We start from the raw sequence: 17,749 nt of genomic DNA, 5'->3' as shown, positions 1-17,749 counted from the left end.
TGTTAATTTTTTCACAACTAATAGAATTATATGAATCATTTTTATATATTTGAATTCAATCAAACTAAAAATACCATGAAAAAATCAAACACTCAAAAGAGAAAGCTTTCTAAAAGCGAACTAAAAGAAATTAACGGTGGAGCACTTCCTCCAAGATGCCTGCGCGGGTTCTGCATGATGCCTGATTCAGGAGAGATGGTACCAGGTCTTGTAGGAAAAGACGGATTCTGCTGCTAATCAAAAATTAATACTAAAAAACTAATCAAACTAAATTACCATGAAAAAATCAAACATTCAAAAAAGAAAATTGACAAAAAGTGAACTGAAAGATATTAAAGGGAGCGGAAGATTATGCTTTGATGGATTCTGCCGCAGGGGAGAATTTGAAGAATGGCAGCTTGGCGCTGGTGACAAAAATGGATTCTGCTGTTAATGAAACTAAAATAATAACCAAACTAAAATTATCATGAAAAAATCAAACGTTCAAAAAAGAAAATTAACAAAAAGTGAATTAAAACAAATCAACGGAGGAAGTGGGCCACTTTGTCCCGGAACTTGTTTTTGTAATATCGACGGTGAGATGACAATAGGCTCATGTAATACTAAAGGACAATGCTGTTAATATCTTAAAAAGCTTTGTTAGATAATAAAGGATTGAGGAAGCCCCTCAATCTTTTTTTTGAATTAATATTTTAAACTTAAAAAAGTTAACAATTTGACTCACAATATTTTGAACATAATAAAATAACTTGTAAATTAGCTTTTACCAAATTAAAATTATTATGAAAAATTTAAAAAATCAGAAAAGAAAATTAAACAAAACAGAGCTGAAAGAGATCAGTGGCGGAGCCAACAGACCTATCTGCCCAAGAGTAATAAGCTGTACAGACCCTCGTACCGGAGAAGAACGGTCCGGAGTACCTGGTATGCAGGATGGATTCTGCTGCTAATACAAAATAACAGTAAAAAAAATGATTGGATTACCCTCCAATCATTTTTTTTATCGAATTCAGCTTCATTAAAGCTTCAATCGGTGTTAAAGTGTTTATATCTATTTTCGTCAGTTCTTCACGGATATTCTCCAGAACAGGATCATCCAGCTGGAAGAAAGAAAGCTGCATATTTTCCTCAGTCACTCTTTTGATACTCTCTGAAGTACTTCCGCTTCCCTGAGTTCTGCTGGCCTCAAGGGTTTTAAGGATTTCATTTGCCCTGTTGACTACTTTGGCAGGCATTCCGGCCAGTTTTGCCACGTGAATACCGAAACTGTGCTCACTTCCTCCCGGAACCAGTTTTCTAAGAAAAATGATATTTCCTTTGTTTTCCTGAATAGAAACATGGAAGTTTTTCACCCTTTCGAAATTGACGGTCATTTCATTCAGCTCATGGTAATGCGTTGCAAACAACGTTTTAGCCTGTGTAGGATGCTGATGAAGGTATTCTGCAATAGCCCAGGCAATGGAAACCCCATCATAAGTAGATGTTCCACGGCCGATTTCGTCCAATAAAATAAGGCTTCGTTCTGAAATATTGTTCAGGATATTGGCCGCTTCATTCATTTCCACCATGAAGGTAGATTCTCCAGCAGAAATATTATCCGTAGCTCCTACCCTTGTGAAAATCTTATCCAGCAATCCGATTTCAGCATGCTTTGCAGGTACAAAACTTCCGATCTGAGCCAAAAGACATACAATAGCCGTCTGACGCAGAATTGCCGATTTACCGGCCATGTTGGGTCCAGTTACCATGATAATCTGCTGAGAATCTTTATCCAGAAAGATATCATTCGGAATGTATTTTTCACCAAGTGGAAGAGCATTTTCAATAATCGGGTGTCTGGCTTCTTTTAAATCAATGGCATAGCCGTCATTCAAAACAGGCTTTGTATAACTCTCAGAAACAGCCAGTTCAGACAATCCTGAAGCTACATCAAGCTGGGCGATAATATTGGAATTCCCTTGAATCTGATCAATATAAACCATCGTCTCCGCACATACATTTCTGTACAATGAAGTTTCCAGAACACCGATTTTTTCTTCAGCGCCAAGGATCTGGCTTTCGTATTCCTTCAGTTCTTCAGTAATGTATCTTTCAGCATTCACCAGGGTTTGCTTTCTTACCCAGTCATCAGGAACTTTATCTTTATGCGTATTTCGAACTTCAATATAATATCCGAAAACATTGTTAAAATCAATTTTAAGGCTTGTAATCCCTGTTCTTTCAATTTCTCTCTGGCACATTTCATCCAGGAAGCCCCGTCCTTTATTCTGAAGGTTTCTCAACCTGTCCAGCTCTTCAGAAACGCCTTCTTTAATGACATTCCCTTTGGCAATATTTACCGGAAGCTCTTCGTTAAGATGATTCTGCAGGAATTTAATCAATTCTTCAAGATCAAATAAAGGTTCTAACCAAGCCATCACATCTGCATGAGGATGCAGTAACGCTTTGATTTTATGAATATTAATTAAACTTTGACGCAGATATCCCAGTTCTTTAGGTGAAATTTTCTCTGCGGCCAGTTTTCCCATTAATCTGTCAAGGTCAGAAATGGATTTCAGAAGCTGGCAGATTTCATATTTAAGAGGATCTTTTTCATTTAAAAAATCAATCAGAGAAAGCCTTCTCATGATCTCATCCACCGATTTTAAAGGCAGAATGATTCTTCTTCTCAAAAGTCTTCCTCCCATCGGAGTAGACGTTTTATCAATAATATCCAGCAGAGATTTACCTTGTGGATTGCTTGGATAAACAATTTCAAGATTTCTCAGCGTAAAATTATCCATCATCAGATAATCTTCCTGCGGAATAATCTGCAATTTTGTAATATGGGCAAGCAGATTATGATGAGTATCTTCTACCAGATAAGCGAAAATAGCACCCGCTGCCGTAATGGCTAGTGGAAAACTTTCAATTCCAAAACCTTTTAAAGAATTGGTTTTGAAGTGATTCGTTAATTTTTCGTAGGCAAAATTATACTGAAAAGCCCAGTCTTCAAGCTTAAAGGCATTTTTATTTTTGATCTGCTCCGGAATCTGTGTGCTTCTCTGGAAAATAATCTCACTGGGATCAAAAGTGTTGACAATGTGCAAAAGCTTTTCCAGATTTCCTTCACTTACCAGAAATTCTCCTGTAGAGATATCTACCAGAGCTATTCCGTATTTCTCTTTTTCTTTGTGTAATGAAAGAAGGAAGTTGTTCTTTTTGGAATTTAACACCTGATCATTGAAGGTAACTCCTGGAGTAACCAGCTCAGTTACACCACGTTTTACAATTCCCTTCACCATTTTTGGGTCTTCCAGCTGATCACAGATCGCAACCCTCATTCCCGCTCTTACCAATTTAGGCAGATAAGAATCTACAGAATGATGTGGAAATCCGGCAAGTTCTATATGCCCATCACCATTGGCTCTTTTGGTAAGCACAATACCCAGAATCTGAGAAGTTCTGACAGCATCCTGCCCAAAAGTTTCATAAAAATCCCCAACCCTGAATAATAACAACGCATCAGGGTATTTCGCCTTGATGGTATTGTACTGCGTCATTAATGGGGTTTCTTTCTTCGCTGCTTTTGCCATAGTAAAAAATGAGCCCCAAATTTAGAAAAATAAATTCAGGGTAAGAGAATTGTTTGGGGGTTAATCTTCTAAGTTTTTCTTTATCAGTAATTAATCGTATTTTTCACCCATCAAATCACATTATTCATGGAATTTCCTGTTTTAGAGACTGAAAGACTTATTCTACGTCGGCTTACTTTTAATGATACCCAAGATCTTTTCGAGTATTTTTCTTTAGATGAAGTTATGGAATATTATGACCTGGATACCTTCAAAACAGAAGAAGATTCCAGACACATTATCCAGCATTTCAACAATGAGTTTGAAAAAGGAAAAGGCTTCAGATGGGCTTTGGAACTGAAATCCAGCGGAAAAGTTATTGGTACCTGCGGTTATCACAACTGGTTCAGGGAACATTTCAGAGCAGAGATCGGATATGAGCTCAATCCAAAATTCTGGCAGCAGTCTTATATGAAAGAGGCTATCCTTCCTATTCTGACCTATGGGTTTGAAACGATGAGACTGCACCGTGTAGATGCTTTCATTGATCCTTCCAATATTTCTTCTGAAAGACTGTTGACTTCTCTAAATTTCAGCAAAGAAGGAACGTTGAAAGATTATTTTTTCGAAAAAGGAAAATTCGTAGATGCGACGATCTTCGGTTTGATTAATAAATAAGCGGAAAGTCTGAAGATGGATAATGGAAGTTTATATTGACCGTTTAATTACTGATTATCTTTAAATAAAAAGGTAATCTGATCATACTAAACTATAAAAGGGCTTCCCTCTTCCAGCCTCCTTCTTCCCTTTTTTCTTATTTTCCTGCTTTCATATGTTTTTCCAAAGCCTCGGAACTTTTCTTGTAGGCCCATTTCTGCTTGTAATCCACCCATTTAGCTTTGAAAACCTTACGCATCAATTTATCCGTATATCTCATAATGAAAACGTGATACAACATATTAGCAAAAACATTGGGTTTATTGGGAAGAGCTCTCAGTGAAAGCGAGAAACCGGGCTCCAGATATCGGTTGAAATGCCAGAATGCACCCGGAATAAAGAGCGCATCGCCATGCTCCATAAAGATCTCATATCCTTTTGCATATTTCAGCGCGGGAAACTTTTCATAATCCGGATTTTCATAATCTACCTCATAAACAGTATGAACAGACAAAGGTACTTTATATAAAAATGGAGATTGTTTCTGATCAAATAGCAGAATTCTTTTCTTTCCTTCAAAATGAATGTGCATAAAATCACCCAGATCCACATCATAATGCATTAAGACATGGGCTTCACTTCCCCCAAAGAATAAAGTTGGCAGCCTTTTAAAGAATTTTATTCCAAGATCAGGATAGGTGAAATTTTTCAACAGTTCAGGAAGCCTGTCTGTAATGATGTAGAAAAAGATTCTCAGGTCTGAAGGATTGTTTTTGATGATATCAATATATTCCTTCATTTTCATTCTGGTAACAGGAGCATCAGAGCTTTTCTTAGCATCAGCCGGTTTATTATCATACAACGGAACTTCCTGATCACCCGCTTTTTCGCGAATATAAGCCAGGTTCCATTTATCAAATGCATCCCATCTGCTTGCAAAATTCTTAATTAAAAGAGGTTTTTGCTTTTTGAAATAATTTTTCTGAAAATCTTCTTTACTGATATCATTTACAATATCTACGTTTTCGAGGATCATGTACTTTGTATTTAATGCGAAATAAAAATAGTGTTTTTTTGAAACCTGAGAAAATTAAGATTAAAAGGCTGGAAGCTGGAAGAGGGATACTGGACGTTAAGATTGGGCCGCAAACATCTATCCATTATTTCATAAAAATCTTTTTATGGAAACTTAGATCTCTTGTTCGGCTTCAATAACTTTCCCTTCCAGCTTCAGACTTCCTTACTTTATTAGCAGAGCTCAGATGAAAAATTTATATTTGTAAGAATAAGTGAGTTTATGAGAGTCTACAATACCAAACATTTCATTAAAATCCTTTTCAGTTTACACAAAAGTGATACTTTAAAGATTCTTTTTCCGAGTATGATTCTTGTCGGATTATACTCTTGGGGAATTCAGTATCTGGAAGTGGAATATCTGCATCTTACGACAAAATCAGGAGTCAGCAATGTAGGCATGATTCACTCTCTGCTGGGTTTTGTGCTTTCCCTTTTATTGGTTTTCAGAACCAATACCGCTTATGACAGATGGTGGGAAGGACGAAAGCTTTGGGGAAAACTGGTCAATGATACCCGAAACTTTGCCATAAAAATCAATACTATTTTGGGTGATAACCGTCAGGATGTTGACCAAATTGCAAGATATTTAAAATACTTCCCTCACTTTTTAGCTAAACACCTTTCCAAAGAATCTACAAGGCTGGCTTTGGATGAAGATTATTCTGAAATTGAAAGTTCATTAAAAAACCATGGGCCAAGCGAAATAATTATCCTGTTAAGCCATAAGCTGAACCAATTAAAAAAAGAAGGAAAAGTTTCTGAAGTTGAAATGCTGTACTTAGATACCCAGCTTTCAGGATTTCTGGATGTATGCGGAGGCTGTGAAAGAATCAAAAATACTCCGATTCCTTACTCATACTCTTCTTTCATCAAGAAATTTATCATTCTGTATGTTTTTGCACTGCCTATTGCCTACGTTATTACGATAGGGCTTTTCATGATTCCGCTTACTGTTTTTGTATATTATGTACTGATGAGTCTTGAGCTTATCGCAGAAGAAATTGAAGATCCGTTCAATAATGATGAAAATGATATTCCAATGGAAACTTTAGCTCAGAATATTGAGAAGAATGTGCATCAGATCATGAACAGGAAATAAAAAATCAAGCTTTAAAGCTTGATTTCTTTGAGTTCGCCATCCTGTTTTATTTCTACAAATTTGCTTTCCCTGTTAGCCGCAGAATATCCGTAGAAAAACGTACTGTATATAGGTGTTGAATACAGATAAGCTCCATATCCGTTATAAGCATTTGACGTTCCGGTTTGCTGCTGATAGCTTGCCGTTGCTGTAAAATTGACGATGGTTTCAAGGTAGTATTTCCCCGGTTTCAGCTTTTCGAATTTAAACCTTCCATGATCATCTGTTAAAGCTTCCACTCTATATTTAAAAGCCTCTTCAGACATGTATACTGTTGTTTTCTTATTTTCATATTTCTTTCTCATGTCATAAAACTCTTCAAAATAAGGCGTTACAGGAAAAAGCATCACAACGGTTCCTTTAGGAGCATAATGTTTTTCTCCCAGCAATGGCTTGATTCCCCAATTGTTTTTTTGTTTGGTAGAAGCTACTCCTTCAATCGTAGAATTTCCAAATCCCAGCATTTCTCTCGCCAGTTTTTTATCAAAAAAAGCTTGAGGATAATACGTGTTTTGAGCACTCAGATATATAAATCCCCATGTCAATATGAATAAGGTGAATAATTTTTTCATAGTATATTTTTATTTCAAATATAAGTATTTTACTATTTTTGAAATAAAAATAGCTATGAAGTACCTATTTCTATTGTTTTTTTCCACCTCTGTCCTGATCATGGCACAGAAACCTTGTGGATATAAAGACGGACTACAGGAAGGATCGTGCAAAGAATTCTACGACAACGGACAGGTAAAAAATACGGTGGAATGGAAAAAAGGGAAACTGGACGGAGATGCCATTTTTTATTATGATAATGGAAAAGTACAGTCAAAGGGAGAATATAAGAAAGGATTCAAAGTAAAAGAATGGTCTTATTTTGATAAGAATGGAGTACTTACGTCCAAGGAAGCCTTCAGAAATGGAGAAAAGAATATTTATGATAACAGTCTTACGGCTACTTTTTATTCTCCTGCAGGTAAAATAACTGAAATTTCTAACTATAAATTCAATAAATTACAGGGAGAAAGCAGAACCTTCCATGAAGACGGAAAATCAATAAAAGAAATTGGCCAGTATGATAACGGGCTTGCTGCCGGAAAATGGAAAGTACTTTATCCATCAGGAAAACTACAGCGTGAAACGGAATTCGCCAACGATAAAAGAAATGGCAACAGAGTTCATTACCGTGAAGACGGAAGCATAGAAAAGACAGAGGTCTATAAAGACGGAAAATTAATCTCAACAAAATAATACAATTGGTACAGAAACTAAAACTGGAAGAACTCAACAGAATAGATGTAGAAACATTTAAGAAGGTTGAAAAAATTCCGTTGGTCATCATTTTAGATAATATCAGAAGCATGCACAATGTAGGTGCAGCTTTCAGAACGGCAGATGCGTTTTTAATTGAAAAAATAATTCTTTGCGGAATTACCCCGCAGCCACCCCACCGTGAAATTCACAAGGCAGCATTGGGTGCAACGGAAAGTGTAGACTGGTCTCATGAAACAGAAACCAACACTGCGATTGCCGATCTGAAAAGCAAAGGATATGAAATCATCGGAATTGAGCAGACTACCGGAAGCCAGCTTATTACTGATTTTACGATTGACAGATCGAAAAAATATGCATTGATTTTAGGGAACGAGGTAGAAGGAATCAGTGATGAAGTGCTTCCAAATGTTGATGTATTTTTAGAAATTCCACAGCTCGGAACAAAGCATTCTCTTAATGTAAGTGTATGCGCCGGAATTGTGATGTGGGAATTTGCAAAAGCATTAAAATAAAAAAACTGCATATGTCCTTAGTAGACAGTGCAGTTTGAAATAAATCTAATAAAAAGTAAAAATGAAAGGCGACAAAGGTACTTTATTTTTCTTTACAAACAAATTTTGACGGCATTTTTTTTGATTCACATTAAAAAAAATAGCGTTTTCAGAAAAAGTTTCATTTAATTTTTTATAAATTAGCACAATGTTTATCAAGGACTATATCTCAAAAGACTTTCCGTGTTTTAGCCTGTCTGACTCTATAGAGTCGGCCAGAAACACGTTGGAAGATTTTGGATATTCCCATATTTTCATCAAAAAATCCCATCACTTCTACGGAGCCCTTGCTATGGATTTTCTGTACGAGGAAGGTGAAGGAACACTAAAGGATCTGGAGCACCAGATTGAGCGATTTGCGATTCTGGAAGACAGTAATATTATGGACAGTATCCGTCTGTTTTATACATTCAGTTCCAATGTGATTCCGGTGATTAATAAAAATGAAAAATATCTCGGGTATATTACCTGTGAAGATGTTTTTCAGGATCTTTCCCGTTATCCTTTATTTTCAGAGACAGGAGCTATTCTCACCGTAGAAACTCCAGCCAGAAAATATTCTATGACGGAAATTACCAATATCGTAGAAAGCAACAACTCGAAGTTTTATGGAGGGTTTATAAGCTTTATGTCTGAGGAGGTAGTTCAGGTCACCATAAAGATCAGTAATGAAAACCTGGCCTCGATAGACGCTACATTTGACCGGTACGACTACAGAATTGTTGAAAAATACTATTCTGATGAGAAATCCGATCTGTTTAAAGACCGATTTGGTTTTTTACAAAAATTCATAGAAATATAACATGAAGGCAGCCATATATTCTCAGAAAAAAGATCTTGATACTTTTTTATATTTAAGCAAGTTTATCTCTGAACTTGAAACCAGAGGTGTAAAATCTGTTCTGTTTGATGAAATGGCTGAAGCACTTCAGTTTTCAAAAATATTCGAAACTTTCAATTGTAAGCAGGATCTTCTGGATAAAGAAGTGGATCTTTTCTTCACTTTCGGTGGAGACGGAACCATCGTAAACTCTTTAACCTTCATCGAAGATCTTGAAATTCCTGTGGTAGGAGTAAATACCGGAAGACTTGGGTTTTTAGCTTTCTTTACTAAAGAAGAAGCCTTTAAAGAGCTGGATTCCATCTTAAAAGGAGAAGTTAAAACAAGCCGCCGTTCGGTAATTGAAGTTGTTTCTCCAAAACTCGAAGGTGCTTTTCCTTATGCTTTGAATGACGTTACCGTTTCCAGAAAAGAAACAACATCAATGATCACCGTTGATTCCTATATCAATGATGAGTTTTTGAATGTTTTCTGGGGTGATGGTGTTATCATTTCAACCCCTACAGGATCTACCGCTTACTCTCTGAGCTGTGGCGGTCCTATCATTTCTCCGAATAACGAAAACTTTGTAATCACTCCAATTGCGCCCCACAATCTGAATGTGAGACCTTTAGTAGTGAATGATAAAGTAGAAATAAAATTCAGGGTGGAAAGCCGTGTACCTCAGTACTCTCTTTCTTTAGACTCCCGACTGATTCATATAGAAACCGACAAAGAAATCATAATCAAAAAGGCAAAATTCCAGCTTCTTCTGGTACAGCCCAACAGCCTAAGTTTCTATGAAACCATCCGTCAGAAGCTGCTTTGGGGCAGAGATAAAAGAAATTAGTAATTTCTTAAAAATGATTACCTTTACACGAAATTAAAACACCTAATAAATTTATAACAAAAAGTAAAACATGAGCAGAATTTTTCCGGCAGGAGTTGCCACAGGTCAGTTAGTTACTGATATCTTTCAGTATGCTAAAGAAAACAAATTTGCATTACCTGCAGTAAACGTAATTGGATCAAGCAACATTAATGCTGTGATGGAAACTGCAGCGAAATTGAACGCTCCTGTAATTATTCAGTTTTCAAATGGTGGAGCTGCATTCAACGCAGGAAAAGGATTAAACAATGACGGACAAAGAGCTGCTGTCTTAGGATCTATCGCTGGAGCAAAACACATTCATACTCTTGCTGAAGCTTACGGAGCAACGGTAATTTTACACACAGACCACTGTGCGAAGAAATTACTTCCTTGGATCGACGGATTAATGGATGCTAACGAAGATTTCTTCAAGCAGACAGGAAAATCTCTTTACTCTTCTCACATGCTGGATCTTTCTGAAGAATCTTTAGAAGAAAACCTTGAGATTTCAGCTCAGTATTTCGAAAGAATGGCTAAGCTTCAGATGACTCTTGAAGTAGAAATCGGAGTAACTGGTGGTGAAGAAGACGGTGTTGACAACTCAGACGTTGATAACTCTAAATTATATACTCAGCCTGAAGATATCGCTTATACTTATGAAAAATTAAAAGCTATTTCTGATAACTTCACAATCGCTGCTGCTTTCGGTAACGTACACGGAGTTTACAAGCCAGGAAACGTAGTTCTTACTCCAAAAATCCTTGACAATTCTCAGAAATATGTTCAGGAGAAATTCGGTACGGGAGCTAAACCTGTAAACTTTGTATTCCACGGAGGTTCAGGATCTACTTTAGAAGAGATCAGAGAGGCAATCGACTACGGAGTAATCAAAATGAATATCGATACTGACCTTCAGTTTGCATACACAGAAGGAGTAAGAGATTATATGGTAAACAATATCGATTATTTGAGAGCTCAAATCGGAAACCCGGAAGGAGAAGAAAAACCTAACAAGAAATTCTACGACCCAAGAGTTTGGGTAAGAAAAGGTGAAGAAACATTCTCTACAAGATTGGTGAAAGCATTTGAAGATTTAAATAACGTAGATACTTTAAAATAAGAACTGTACATTTGTATCAATGTAAAAAGTATTCATAGGAATGCATTTACATTGGTACATTTTACATTTATACATTAATACACGCAAAAATGGCATTCGACTGGTTTAAAAGAAAAGCAAAAAACATAACCACTTCTACTGATGAGAAAAAAGACGTTCCCAAAGGACTTTGGCATCAGACTCCATCCGGAAAAGTAGTGGAACATGATGAACTAAAGAGAAATAACTATGTTTCTCCTGAAGACGGATTTCATGTAAGAATAGGAAGTGCAGAATTTTTTGACATCCTTTTTGACGGTGGTAAATTTACCGAACTGGATGCTAATGTTGAAAGTATTGATATCTTAAACTTCAAAGATACAAAGCCTTACAAAGACCGTTTGAAAGAAGTAAAAGCTAAAACAAAGCTTACAGATTCTATCAGAAATGCTGTAGGAACTGTAAAAGGAACTGAAATGGTAGTTTCTTGTATGGATTTTGCTTTCATCGGTGGATCTTTGGGTTCTGTAATGGGAGAAAAAATCAGAAGAGCAATAGATTACTGTATCGCCAACAAACTTCCGTATATGATCATCTGTCAGTCCGGAGGAGCGAGAATGCAGGAAGCCACTTACTCTTTGATGCAGCTGGCAAAAGTTCAGGCTAAACTAGCACAGCTTTCTGAAGCTGGACTTTTATACATCGCTTATCTTTGTGACCCTACATTTGGGGGAATTACAGCTTCTTTCGCTATGACTGCTGATATCATTATGGCAGAACCGGGAGCACTGATCGGTTTCGCAGGACCAAGAGTAATCCGTGAAACAATTGGTAGAGACTTACCGGAAGGATTCCAGACATCAGAATTCTTACAGGAAAAAGGATTTGTAGATTTTATCGTAAAAAGAACTGAAATTCAGGATACTGTAGCTAAAACAGTCAATTTATTAGCTGTAAAAGCATAGTATCTGTAACAAAACAATACAATCTCTCTCTAATTAGGGAGAGATTTTTATTTATGAGGACTTTTAAGATATTTTTCAATACCATCAGAAGTATGAGTTTTAATAAGATTATGCGTCTTTTATCACTTGTTCTTCCCCATCCTCTTTTTGCACTGATGAGTTTCCATGCTACCGTAAAAGCATTTACCATAGCTCAGAAAAAATTTCCTAAGACAGCTTCCACTAATGGAATTGGAAATGCTTTCAGACATGCCTTGTGGTGCTGCTTCATTATGATGTACTGCTGCAAAATTTCCTCTCCTAAAAAAGCACTTGATTTCTGCAAAAGAATAACAGATATGCATGAAGAGCTCTTCCCGAATGAACCTTTGGAAACGAAGATGGATCTCCATAACAATAAAATCGGAATGGATTATTTCATGGAACTCTTACCCGGAATTCACCGCCAGTTTTTTGAAAAGAGTTTCTTTGTTGATACACTAATCAAAAAAATGGATGAAGCCAAGGTTCTGAAAAATCTGGATGATGATTTTGAAGGATATCTTGTTTACCTGGAAGAATAAGTGTTTAAACCTTTTTTTTGAAACATTAAGATTGATATAAGGTTTTAAGAGTATTAAGATAAGTTCGCTTTAAGCTTAAAAATAAGCAGCCATCATTAGTTCTCTTTCACAACAGAATAACAAAAGACTTTAGTTATTTTTGTGGTTTAAAGTATTTTTGATAAGTTTAAACAATTAAATCAATCAGATGGTTCTCAGCAGAATTTGGTCGGCTTTTATTATCATTGCCATTGCCATTGCCAGTATAAAATATGTTTCGTCCAGCAACTACAAAACCATTTTCAATGATATGGTGGTGGGAAAAGGCGGTGATACAGTGAAGATTGCATCCCAATCTATGAACAGCCTCTCCCCTGTTGTCAGAGACAGTCTGCTGAAAAAGAATGATTTTGCAGACAGCAGAATTCATTATAAAACAGATTCTTTAAAACAGAATGTAAACGTTTACCGTGTTCAGGAAGCCGATGGTGTCATCGGAACATCTGAAACCGCAGTGAAGATCTGTCTTGGTCTTATCGGGATCATGACTTTGTTTATGGGATTCATGAGTATTGCTGAAAAAGCAGGAGGAATCAATCTTTTAAGCCGTTTGATTCAGCCATTTTTCTCCAAATTATTTCCTGATATCCCTAAGAACCATCCCGCTTTCGGGCATATGCTGATGAATTTCAGCGCCAATCTTCTGGGGCTGGATAATGCTGCAACTCCTTTTGGCTTAAAAGCTATGGAAAGTCTCCAGACCTTAAATCCCAATAAAGATACCGCCAGCAATTCACAGATTATGTTTCTTTGTCTTCATGCCGGAGGGATGACTTTGATTCCTGTATCCATTATTGCGATCAGGGCATCCATGGGTTCCAAAACACCTACCGACATTTTCCTCCCTTGTATGATTGCCACTTTTGCTGCTACACTGGCTGCGATGATTATTGTTTCTTTATACCAGAAAATCAATCTCCTTCGTCCGGTAGTGATTGCTTATGTAGGAGGAATTTCAGCAATGATAGCATTACTGGTAGTATACCTTGTTCAATTGAGTAAAGATGAGCTGGATGATTTCAGTAAAGTACTGAGCAATGGTTTAATTCTTTTTATTTTCCTTGCAATTGTACTTGGAGCAGTTTATAAAAAAATCAACGTTTTTGACTCCTTTATTGAAGGGGCAAAAGAAGGATTCACGACCTGTGTTAAGATTATCCCTTACCTGGTTGGAATGCTGATTGCTATTTCATTATTAAGGACTTCAGGTGTTTTTGATGTGATCATTGACGGAATGAAATGGGTCGCTAACGTCGCCAATATGGATCCAAGATTTGTAGACGGACTTCCGACAGCGTTGATCAAGCCTTTATCCGGTTCCGGAGCAAGAGGAATGATGGTAGACACCATGTCAACATTCGGAGCTGATAGTTTCCAGGGGAAATTAGCGGCAGTACTTCAGGGAAGCTCAGATACGACGTTTTACGTTATCGCAGTTTATTTTGGTGCCGTTGCCGTTAAGAATACAAGATATACGGTAATTGCCATGCTTCTGGCTGATTTAGTTGGCGTTATTACTGCAATTGCATTAGCTTATTTATTTTTTGCTTAAATCAATTAAACGTTGCAGGTTGGGTAGTTGCTAGTTTTTTTACCGTTAAAAATGTATTAATGAGTTACGAGAAACTTGATATTTATAATATTGCTTTTGAGTTGTTTATTGAGACACATAAACTCTCACTCCAACTGCCAAATTATGAATTATATGAATTGGGCAGCCAATTAAGACGATCTGCTGATTCTGTTGTTACAAATATTGCAGAAGGCTATGGAAGAAACAATTACAAAGGTGACTTTATAAGATTTCTCACTTATTCTCAGGCAAGCTGTGATGAAACGGTATGCCATTTGTCAAAAATTAACAGGCTTTATCCGGAATTAAATTTGAACTTTAAAGAAAAATCAAAACAATATAACCTCTTAGGAGGAAAAATCAACAACTTTATAAAATACGTCCAATTAAACTGGCGCACATAACCCAAACTAGCAACTAGCAACTAGCAACTAGCAACAAAATTACCATTATGATTACAGATAAAGAATTTACCCTAAGACTTATTCGCCAATTAACTCAGGCATTAGAAAAACTTATCCTGGATAAACCTGAAGAAAGTTTAATGCAGAAAGAACTGGATTTTGACACGCTGATGAGAGATATTTTCAAGATGAGTTTTACAGAAGTATCTTCTAAAACCAAGGAAGAAATAATTGCTATTGTCAATGAAAGACAGGAAAGAGATCACAAAGATTATTATGAAATGCTGGGAAATCTTTTCTACTTCAATAGCAGACATGATCAGAACAAAGATTTTCAGGATAAAGCAAAGACATTCTATGAGCTGTATCTTCAGACCAGCGGTATTTTTGCACTTCCCATTATCAACAGAATAAATGAATTAAAAAAAGCACTTGAATAAAGTGCTTTTGTATTTTAGAATGTGATTTTATAAGTTCCGGTGGAAGACGTACTCGCTTTCTCAGCCTTTACGTATTTCTTTACCCAGGCTACTGATGTAGAAGATACACAAGGATCCGAAACACCACCTGATCTTCTTGCAGACACCACATTTCCGGCTTTATCTACAGTATAGGCAACGGTGATAGATCCGCTTGCAGTACAGCTGTGAGATGGCTGTGCACCGCCTCTTCCCATTGTTCCGGGAATGTAGCCTATCAGTTTTCTGTCTATTCCTACTTTGCTGTCTCCGTTACCATCTCCGCCTAAAGGATCTCCTGCATTTCCAATACCATCACCTGTTCCTTGGCTTCCCGCTTTTGTTCCTCTTCCTTTGATAAGGTTTCCAATGGCTGCATTTCCTTTTCCGTCTCCATTTCCTGTTTTTGAGTTGGCAGTGGCAGCTCCAGATTTCTTAGTATTTTTTGAAGCACTCGTGCTCGTTGCTTCTTTTTTCTCAGCTTTTTTTGATTCTTCCTTTTTAGGAGCGGTTATTTTTGAGTTTTTTCCTGTGATAACCTTATCTTTTACCTCTGCTTTTTTTGGTTCCGGAATAATAGGTGCCGGTTCTGGTTTTACAACTGTTTTTGTTTCCGGAACAGGCGTTTCTGCAGGTTCGGGTGTCACCTCTTCTGTTGCTGCAGCAAGACTTCCCGGCTGTTCGGCAGGTTCTTCAATCCCTTTTCCGTTTCTGTTATCCCCAAAGTTGACCAGCATGGTAGTAACCACTTCTGGATCTTTGTCCAGTTCAGGTTTTAATTTATACAAAAAAACAAAAAGCAGAATTGCAGCCCAAATCAGAATAGAAAGCAGGGCGCTCTTTATTCTGTCTTTGTTTTCTTCGTTTCTGTTTGCTGTATAGCTTCTCATCTTAAAAAGTAATTCTTTCCGTAAATCCGGATTTGTTATTTATCTTTAACGGTTGCAATAGCAATGTTAAATTTATGTTTCTCAGCAATTTCCATTACAAAAACAACATCTTTATGCAGTGTATTTTCGTCCGCTCTAATTGTAAATGATTGATTGGTCTGACCAGCCAGTTTATCTACAATAATTTTCTCCAGCTCCCCTTTATTTGCAGGATTATCATCCACAAAGAATGATCCATCCGGCTTGATGCTTACGGTTACGGGATTGGGTATATTATCATCTACAGCTCCGGCTTTCGGCAGATTCACATCAATAGCACTTTGGTTGGCTGCAGAAGATGTGATCATAAAGAAAATCAGCATCAACAGGATAACGTCTGTCATCGCTGCTAAACTGAATTCCGGATTCGCTTTATTTCTTCTCTGAATTTTCATCGTAAGAAAGTTTTATAAAGGTTTGTTGATAAGGTCCAAAAATTCGCCTGACATATTCTGCGCCTTCAATACAAACTTATCAATCCTTGTCAAAAGGATGTTGTAACAGAAATTAGCAGGAATTGCTACTGCCAAACCTACAGCAGTCTGTCCCAAAGCGGTATAAATACCTTCCGAAAGTGTTTTCGGAGAGAAAGATCCTGTTGCATGAGATAAATTAAAGAAAGCAATAATCATCCCGATTACGGTACCTAAAAGCCCCAGCATCGGTGCAATACTTGGTACTACAGCCAAAAGGTTCAGGTTTTTCTCCATATTAGCCACCTCTACTTGTGCCTGTGATTCCATAGCACTTACAATATCAGAAACAGGACGTCCCAATCTTGAAATTCCTTTTTCTAAAATTCTTCCTTCCGGAGAATTTTGTGTTTTGCAGTAGTCTGCAGCAGCCTCAATTTTTCCCGCTTTAATAAAGTCTTCGATATTGTTCATAAAGTTGGAATCCGTTTTTGAAGTCAGTCTTTTAATAAAGAACAATCTTTCAAAAAACAGATATAGAGAAAATATTCCCAACAGCAATACAGTAACCATTACTATTTTAGCGAAAGCTCCTCCGTGGAACATAATCTTCCAGAATGAAAACTCTAAATTGTCTGTAGCAACTGCGGGAGCAGTGATTTGTGCAAATAAAATCTGAGAAAGTTCCGTTAACAGCATTAAATGTGAATTTTATTAAATTTTCAACGACAAATGTAGTAGAATATTATGAATTGAACTCTTAAAAATTGCTTAAAAACAACTTAAAATTTGTTACAATTCTATCAATAGCAAATTTCTTTCCAAAAAATAATTTTGAAAAGAAATTTGCTATAAAAAAGATAGAAGCTTTTGTTAGTCTTCGTCTACCTCAATATCATCCTGACTGAATTCGCATTTTAGTCTAAATGGAATCGGTGTATCTGATCCGGTATAGAAATCATCAATGGTTCCTTTCCAGATGACCTGAAGCTCCCCTTCTTCATTCCTTTCGAAAAGAAGCTCATTATCATAGATATAGGCATCATCATCATCGAAAAGATCTACTTCTGTGTAGGTATCTTCATCAGAATCATTGATTTTTATAGTTTTTCCTTCAATCTCCGCTGATTCGATAGGAAAATCGAATACTTCAAGTGAAAGCTGCGGAAAGTTATACTGTAATGAATCATCATCTACGTGATCCAAACTGTCATCCGTAATAACTTCAACCTCTAAAAAATGTTGCTGGTTGCTGTAGACTGCCTTACAATAAGTATTTCTGATATTGTATTTTAGAGTCTCCTCCGGATGGTAAATTTTTAAAATCCCTTTCATTTTTTCTTAAAAAAGAACTGTAATAATATGA

At 36.7% G+C, this 17,749-nt stretch carries 22 protein-coding genes; 15 read left to right on the top strand and 7 right to left on the bottom strand.

What is annotated here, in order from left to right:
• Positions 1 to 75 precede the first annotated feature (75 nt).
• The 3 genes from LKL37_RS15330 to LKL37_RS15320 all read left to right on the top strand — a co-directional run bounded on the left by LKL37_RS15330 (position 76) and on the right by LKL37_RS15320 (position 950).
• A complete protein-coding gene (locus LKL37_RS15330; RefSeq protein ID WP_431611384.1) occupies positions 76 to 237 on the top strand; it encodes a hypothetical protein in 162 nt (53 codons plus the stop codon).
• Between the two features lie 40 nt (positions 238 to 277).
• Positions 278 to 433 carry a hypothetical protein gene (locus LKL37_RS15325; RefSeq protein ID WP_431611383.1) on the top strand — a complete coding sequence of 52 codons (156 nt, stop codon included), beginning with the start codon at positions 278 to 280 and terminating at the stop codon, positions 431 to 433.
• 349 nt (positions 434 to 782) lie between these two features.
• On the top strand, positions 783 to 950 hold the full coding sequence (locus tag LKL37_RS15320) for a hypothetical protein (RefSeq protein ID WP_431611382.1): 168 nt from the start codon (positions 783 to 785) through the stop codon (positions 948 to 950).
• A gap of 30 nt (positions 951 to 980) precedes the next feature.
• On the opposite strand, the gene mutS is transcribed toward LKL37_RS15320, so the two are convergent.
• Complete coding sequence (mutS, locus tag LKL37_RS15315; RefSeq protein ID WP_431611381.1) at positions 981 to 3,575, bottom strand: DNA mismatch repair protein MutS; 2,595 nt, start codon at positions 3,573 to 3,575, stop codon at positions 981 to 983.
• A gap of 126 nt (positions 3,576 to 3,701) precedes the next feature.
• Here mutS and LKL37_RS15310 point away from each other — a divergent pair, with 126 nt between their 5' ends.
• On the top strand, positions 3,702 to 4,232 hold the full coding sequence (locus tag LKL37_RS15310) for a GNAT family N-acetyltransferase (RefSeq protein ID WP_431611380.1): 531 nt from the start codon (positions 3,702 to 3,704) through the stop codon (positions 4,230 to 4,232).
• Between the two features lie 136 nt (positions 4,233 to 4,368).
• On the opposite strand, the gene LKL37_RS15305 is transcribed toward LKL37_RS15310, so the two are convergent.
• Positions 4,369 to 5,247, bottom strand: a complete 879-nt coding sequence (locus tag LKL37_RS15305; RefSeq protein ID WP_431611379.1) for a cupin-like domain-containing protein — start codon at positions 5,245 to 5,247, stop codon at positions 4,369 to 4,371.
• Between the two features lie 261 nt (positions 5,248 to 5,508).
• Here LKL37_RS15305 and LKL37_RS15300 point away from each other — a divergent pair, with 261 nt between their 5' ends.
• The gene (locus LKL37_RS15300) at positions 5,509 to 6,387 is read left to right on the top strand and encodes a bestrophin family protein (protein ID WP_431611378.1); all 879 of its coding nucleotides are present in this window, start codon (positions 5,509 to 5,511) and stop codon (positions 6,385 to 6,387) included.
• Between the two features lie 11 nt (positions 6,388 to 6,398).
• Here the strand turns inward: LKL37_RS15300 and LKL37_RS15295 are convergent, their stop codons facing one another.
• Positions 6,399 to 6,998 carry a hypothetical protein gene (locus LKL37_RS15295; protein ID WP_431611377.1) on the bottom strand — a complete coding sequence of 200 codons (600 nt, stop codon included), beginning with the start codon at positions 6,996 to 6,998 and terminating at the stop codon, positions 6,399 to 6,401.
• A gap of 55 nt (positions 6,999 to 7,053) precedes the next feature.
• On the opposite strand from LKL37_RS15295, the gene LKL37_RS15290 reads away from it, so the two are divergent.
• The 10 genes from LKL37_RS15290 to LKL37_RS15245 all read left to right on the top strand — a co-directional run bounded on the left by LKL37_RS15290 (position 7,054) and on the right by LKL37_RS15245 (position 15,023).
• Positions 7,054 to 7,674 carry a toxin-antitoxin system YwqK family antitoxin gene (locus tag LKL37_RS15290; RefSeq protein ID WP_431611376.1) on the top strand — a complete coding sequence of 207 codons (621 nt, stop codon included), beginning with the start codon at positions 7,054 to 7,056 and terminating at the stop codon, positions 7,672 to 7,674.
• A gap of 5 nt (positions 7,675 to 7,679) precedes the next feature.
• On the top strand, positions 7,680 to 8,210 hold the full coding sequence (locus tag LKL37_RS15285; RefSeq protein WP_105700345.1) for an RNA methyltransferase: 531 nt from the start codon (positions 7,680 to 7,682) through the stop codon (positions 8,208 to 8,210).
• Between the two features lie 187 nt (positions 8,211 to 8,397).
• Positions 8,398 to 9,051, top strand: a complete 654-nt coding sequence (locus tag LKL37_RS15280) for a CBS domain-containing protein (protein ID WP_431611375.1) — start codon at positions 8,398 to 8,400, stop codon at positions 9,049 to 9,051.
• 1 nt (position 9,052) lies between these two features.
• Positions 9,053 to 9,919, top strand: a complete 867-nt coding sequence (locus tag LKL37_RS15275; protein ID WP_431611374.1) for an NAD kinase — start codon at positions 9,053 to 9,055, stop codon at positions 9,917 to 9,919.
• A gap of 70 nt (positions 9,920 to 9,989) precedes the next feature.
• Positions 9,990 to 11,060 (top strand): class II fructose-bisphosphate aldolase, encoded by a 1,071-nt coding sequence (gene fbaA / locus LKL37_RS15270; RefSeq protein ID WP_431611373.1) that lies wholly within the window; start codon positions 9,990 to 9,992, stop codon positions 11,058 to 11,060.
• Positions 11,061 to 11,149: 89 nt separating this feature from the next.
• On the top strand, positions 11,150 to 12,004 hold the full coding sequence (gene accD / locus LKL37_RS15265) for an acetyl-CoA carboxylase, carboxyltransferase subunit beta (RefSeq protein ID WP_431343933.1): 855 nt from the start codon (positions 11,150 to 11,152) through the stop codon (positions 12,002 to 12,004).
• A gap of 53 nt (positions 12,005 to 12,057) precedes the next feature.
• Positions 12,058 to 12,567 carry a DUF6973 domain-containing protein gene (locus LKL37_RS15260; RefSeq protein ID WP_431611372.1) on the top strand — a complete coding sequence of 170 codons (510 nt, stop codon included), beginning with the start codon at positions 12,058 to 12,060 and terminating at the stop codon, positions 12,565 to 12,567.
• 187 nt (positions 12,568 to 12,754) lie between these two features.
• The gene (locus LKL37_RS15255; protein WP_431611371.1) at positions 12,755 to 14,158 is read left to right on the top strand and encodes a nucleoside recognition domain-containing protein; all 1,404 of its coding nucleotides are present in this window, start codon (positions 12,755 to 12,757) and stop codon (positions 14,156 to 14,158) included.
• Positions 14,159 to 14,217: 59 nt separating this feature from the next.
• Positions 14,218 to 14,583 carry a four helix bundle protein gene (locus tag LKL37_RS15250; protein ID WP_431611370.1) on the top strand — a complete coding sequence of 122 codons (366 nt, stop codon included), beginning with the start codon at positions 14,218 to 14,220 and terminating at the stop codon, positions 14,581 to 14,583.
• Between the two features lie 47 nt (positions 14,584 to 14,630).
• Positions 14,631 to 15,023 (top strand): hypothetical protein, encoded by a 393-nt coding sequence (locus tag LKL37_RS15245; RefSeq protein WP_431611369.1) that lies wholly within the window; start codon positions 14,631 to 14,633, stop codon positions 15,021 to 15,023.
• Between the two features lie 14 nt (positions 15,024 to 15,037).
• Here LKL37_RS15245 and LKL37_RS15240 read toward each other — a convergent pair whose 3' ends face one another.
• The 4 genes from LKL37_RS15240 to LKL37_RS15225 form a co-directional block, all read right to left on the bottom strand.
• The gene (locus LKL37_RS15240) at positions 15,038 to 15,931 is read right to left on the bottom strand and encodes a ferric siderophore ABC transporter substrate-binding protein (protein ID WP_431611368.1); all 894 of its coding nucleotides are present in this window, start codon (positions 15,929 to 15,931) and stop codon (positions 15,038 to 15,040) included.
• Between the two features lie 35 nt (positions 15,932 to 15,966).
• Positions 15,967 to 16,365, bottom strand: coding sequence for an ExbD/TolR family protein (locus LKL37_RS15235; protein WP_431611367.1), 399 nt, complete (start codon positions 16,363 to 16,365; stop codon positions 15,967 to 15,969).
• Positions 16,366 to 16,377: 12 nt separating this feature from the next.
• Positions 16,378 to 17,082 (bottom strand): MotA/TolQ/ExbB proton channel family protein, encoded by a 705-nt coding sequence (locus LKL37_RS15230; protein ID WP_431611366.1) that lies wholly within the window; start codon positions 17,080 to 17,082, stop codon positions 16,378 to 16,380.
• 174 nt (positions 17,083 to 17,256) lie between these two features.
• The gene (locus LKL37_RS15225; RefSeq protein ID WP_431611365.1) at positions 17,257 to 17,718 is read right to left on the bottom strand and encodes a hypothetical protein; all 462 of its coding nucleotides are present in this window, start codon (positions 17,716 to 17,718) and stop codon (positions 17,257 to 17,259) included.
• Positions 17,719 to 17,749 lie beyond the last annotated feature (31 nt).

It is taken from the genome of Chryseobacterium sp. 'Rf worker isolate 10' (assembly GCF_050753305.1).
GTDB lineage: Bacteria > Bacteroidota > Bacteroidia > Flavobacteriales > Weeksellaceae > Chryseobacterium.
The sequence above is the reverse complement of the archived record's forward strand: the minus strand, read 5'-3'. Positions and strand labels throughout refer to the sequence as shown.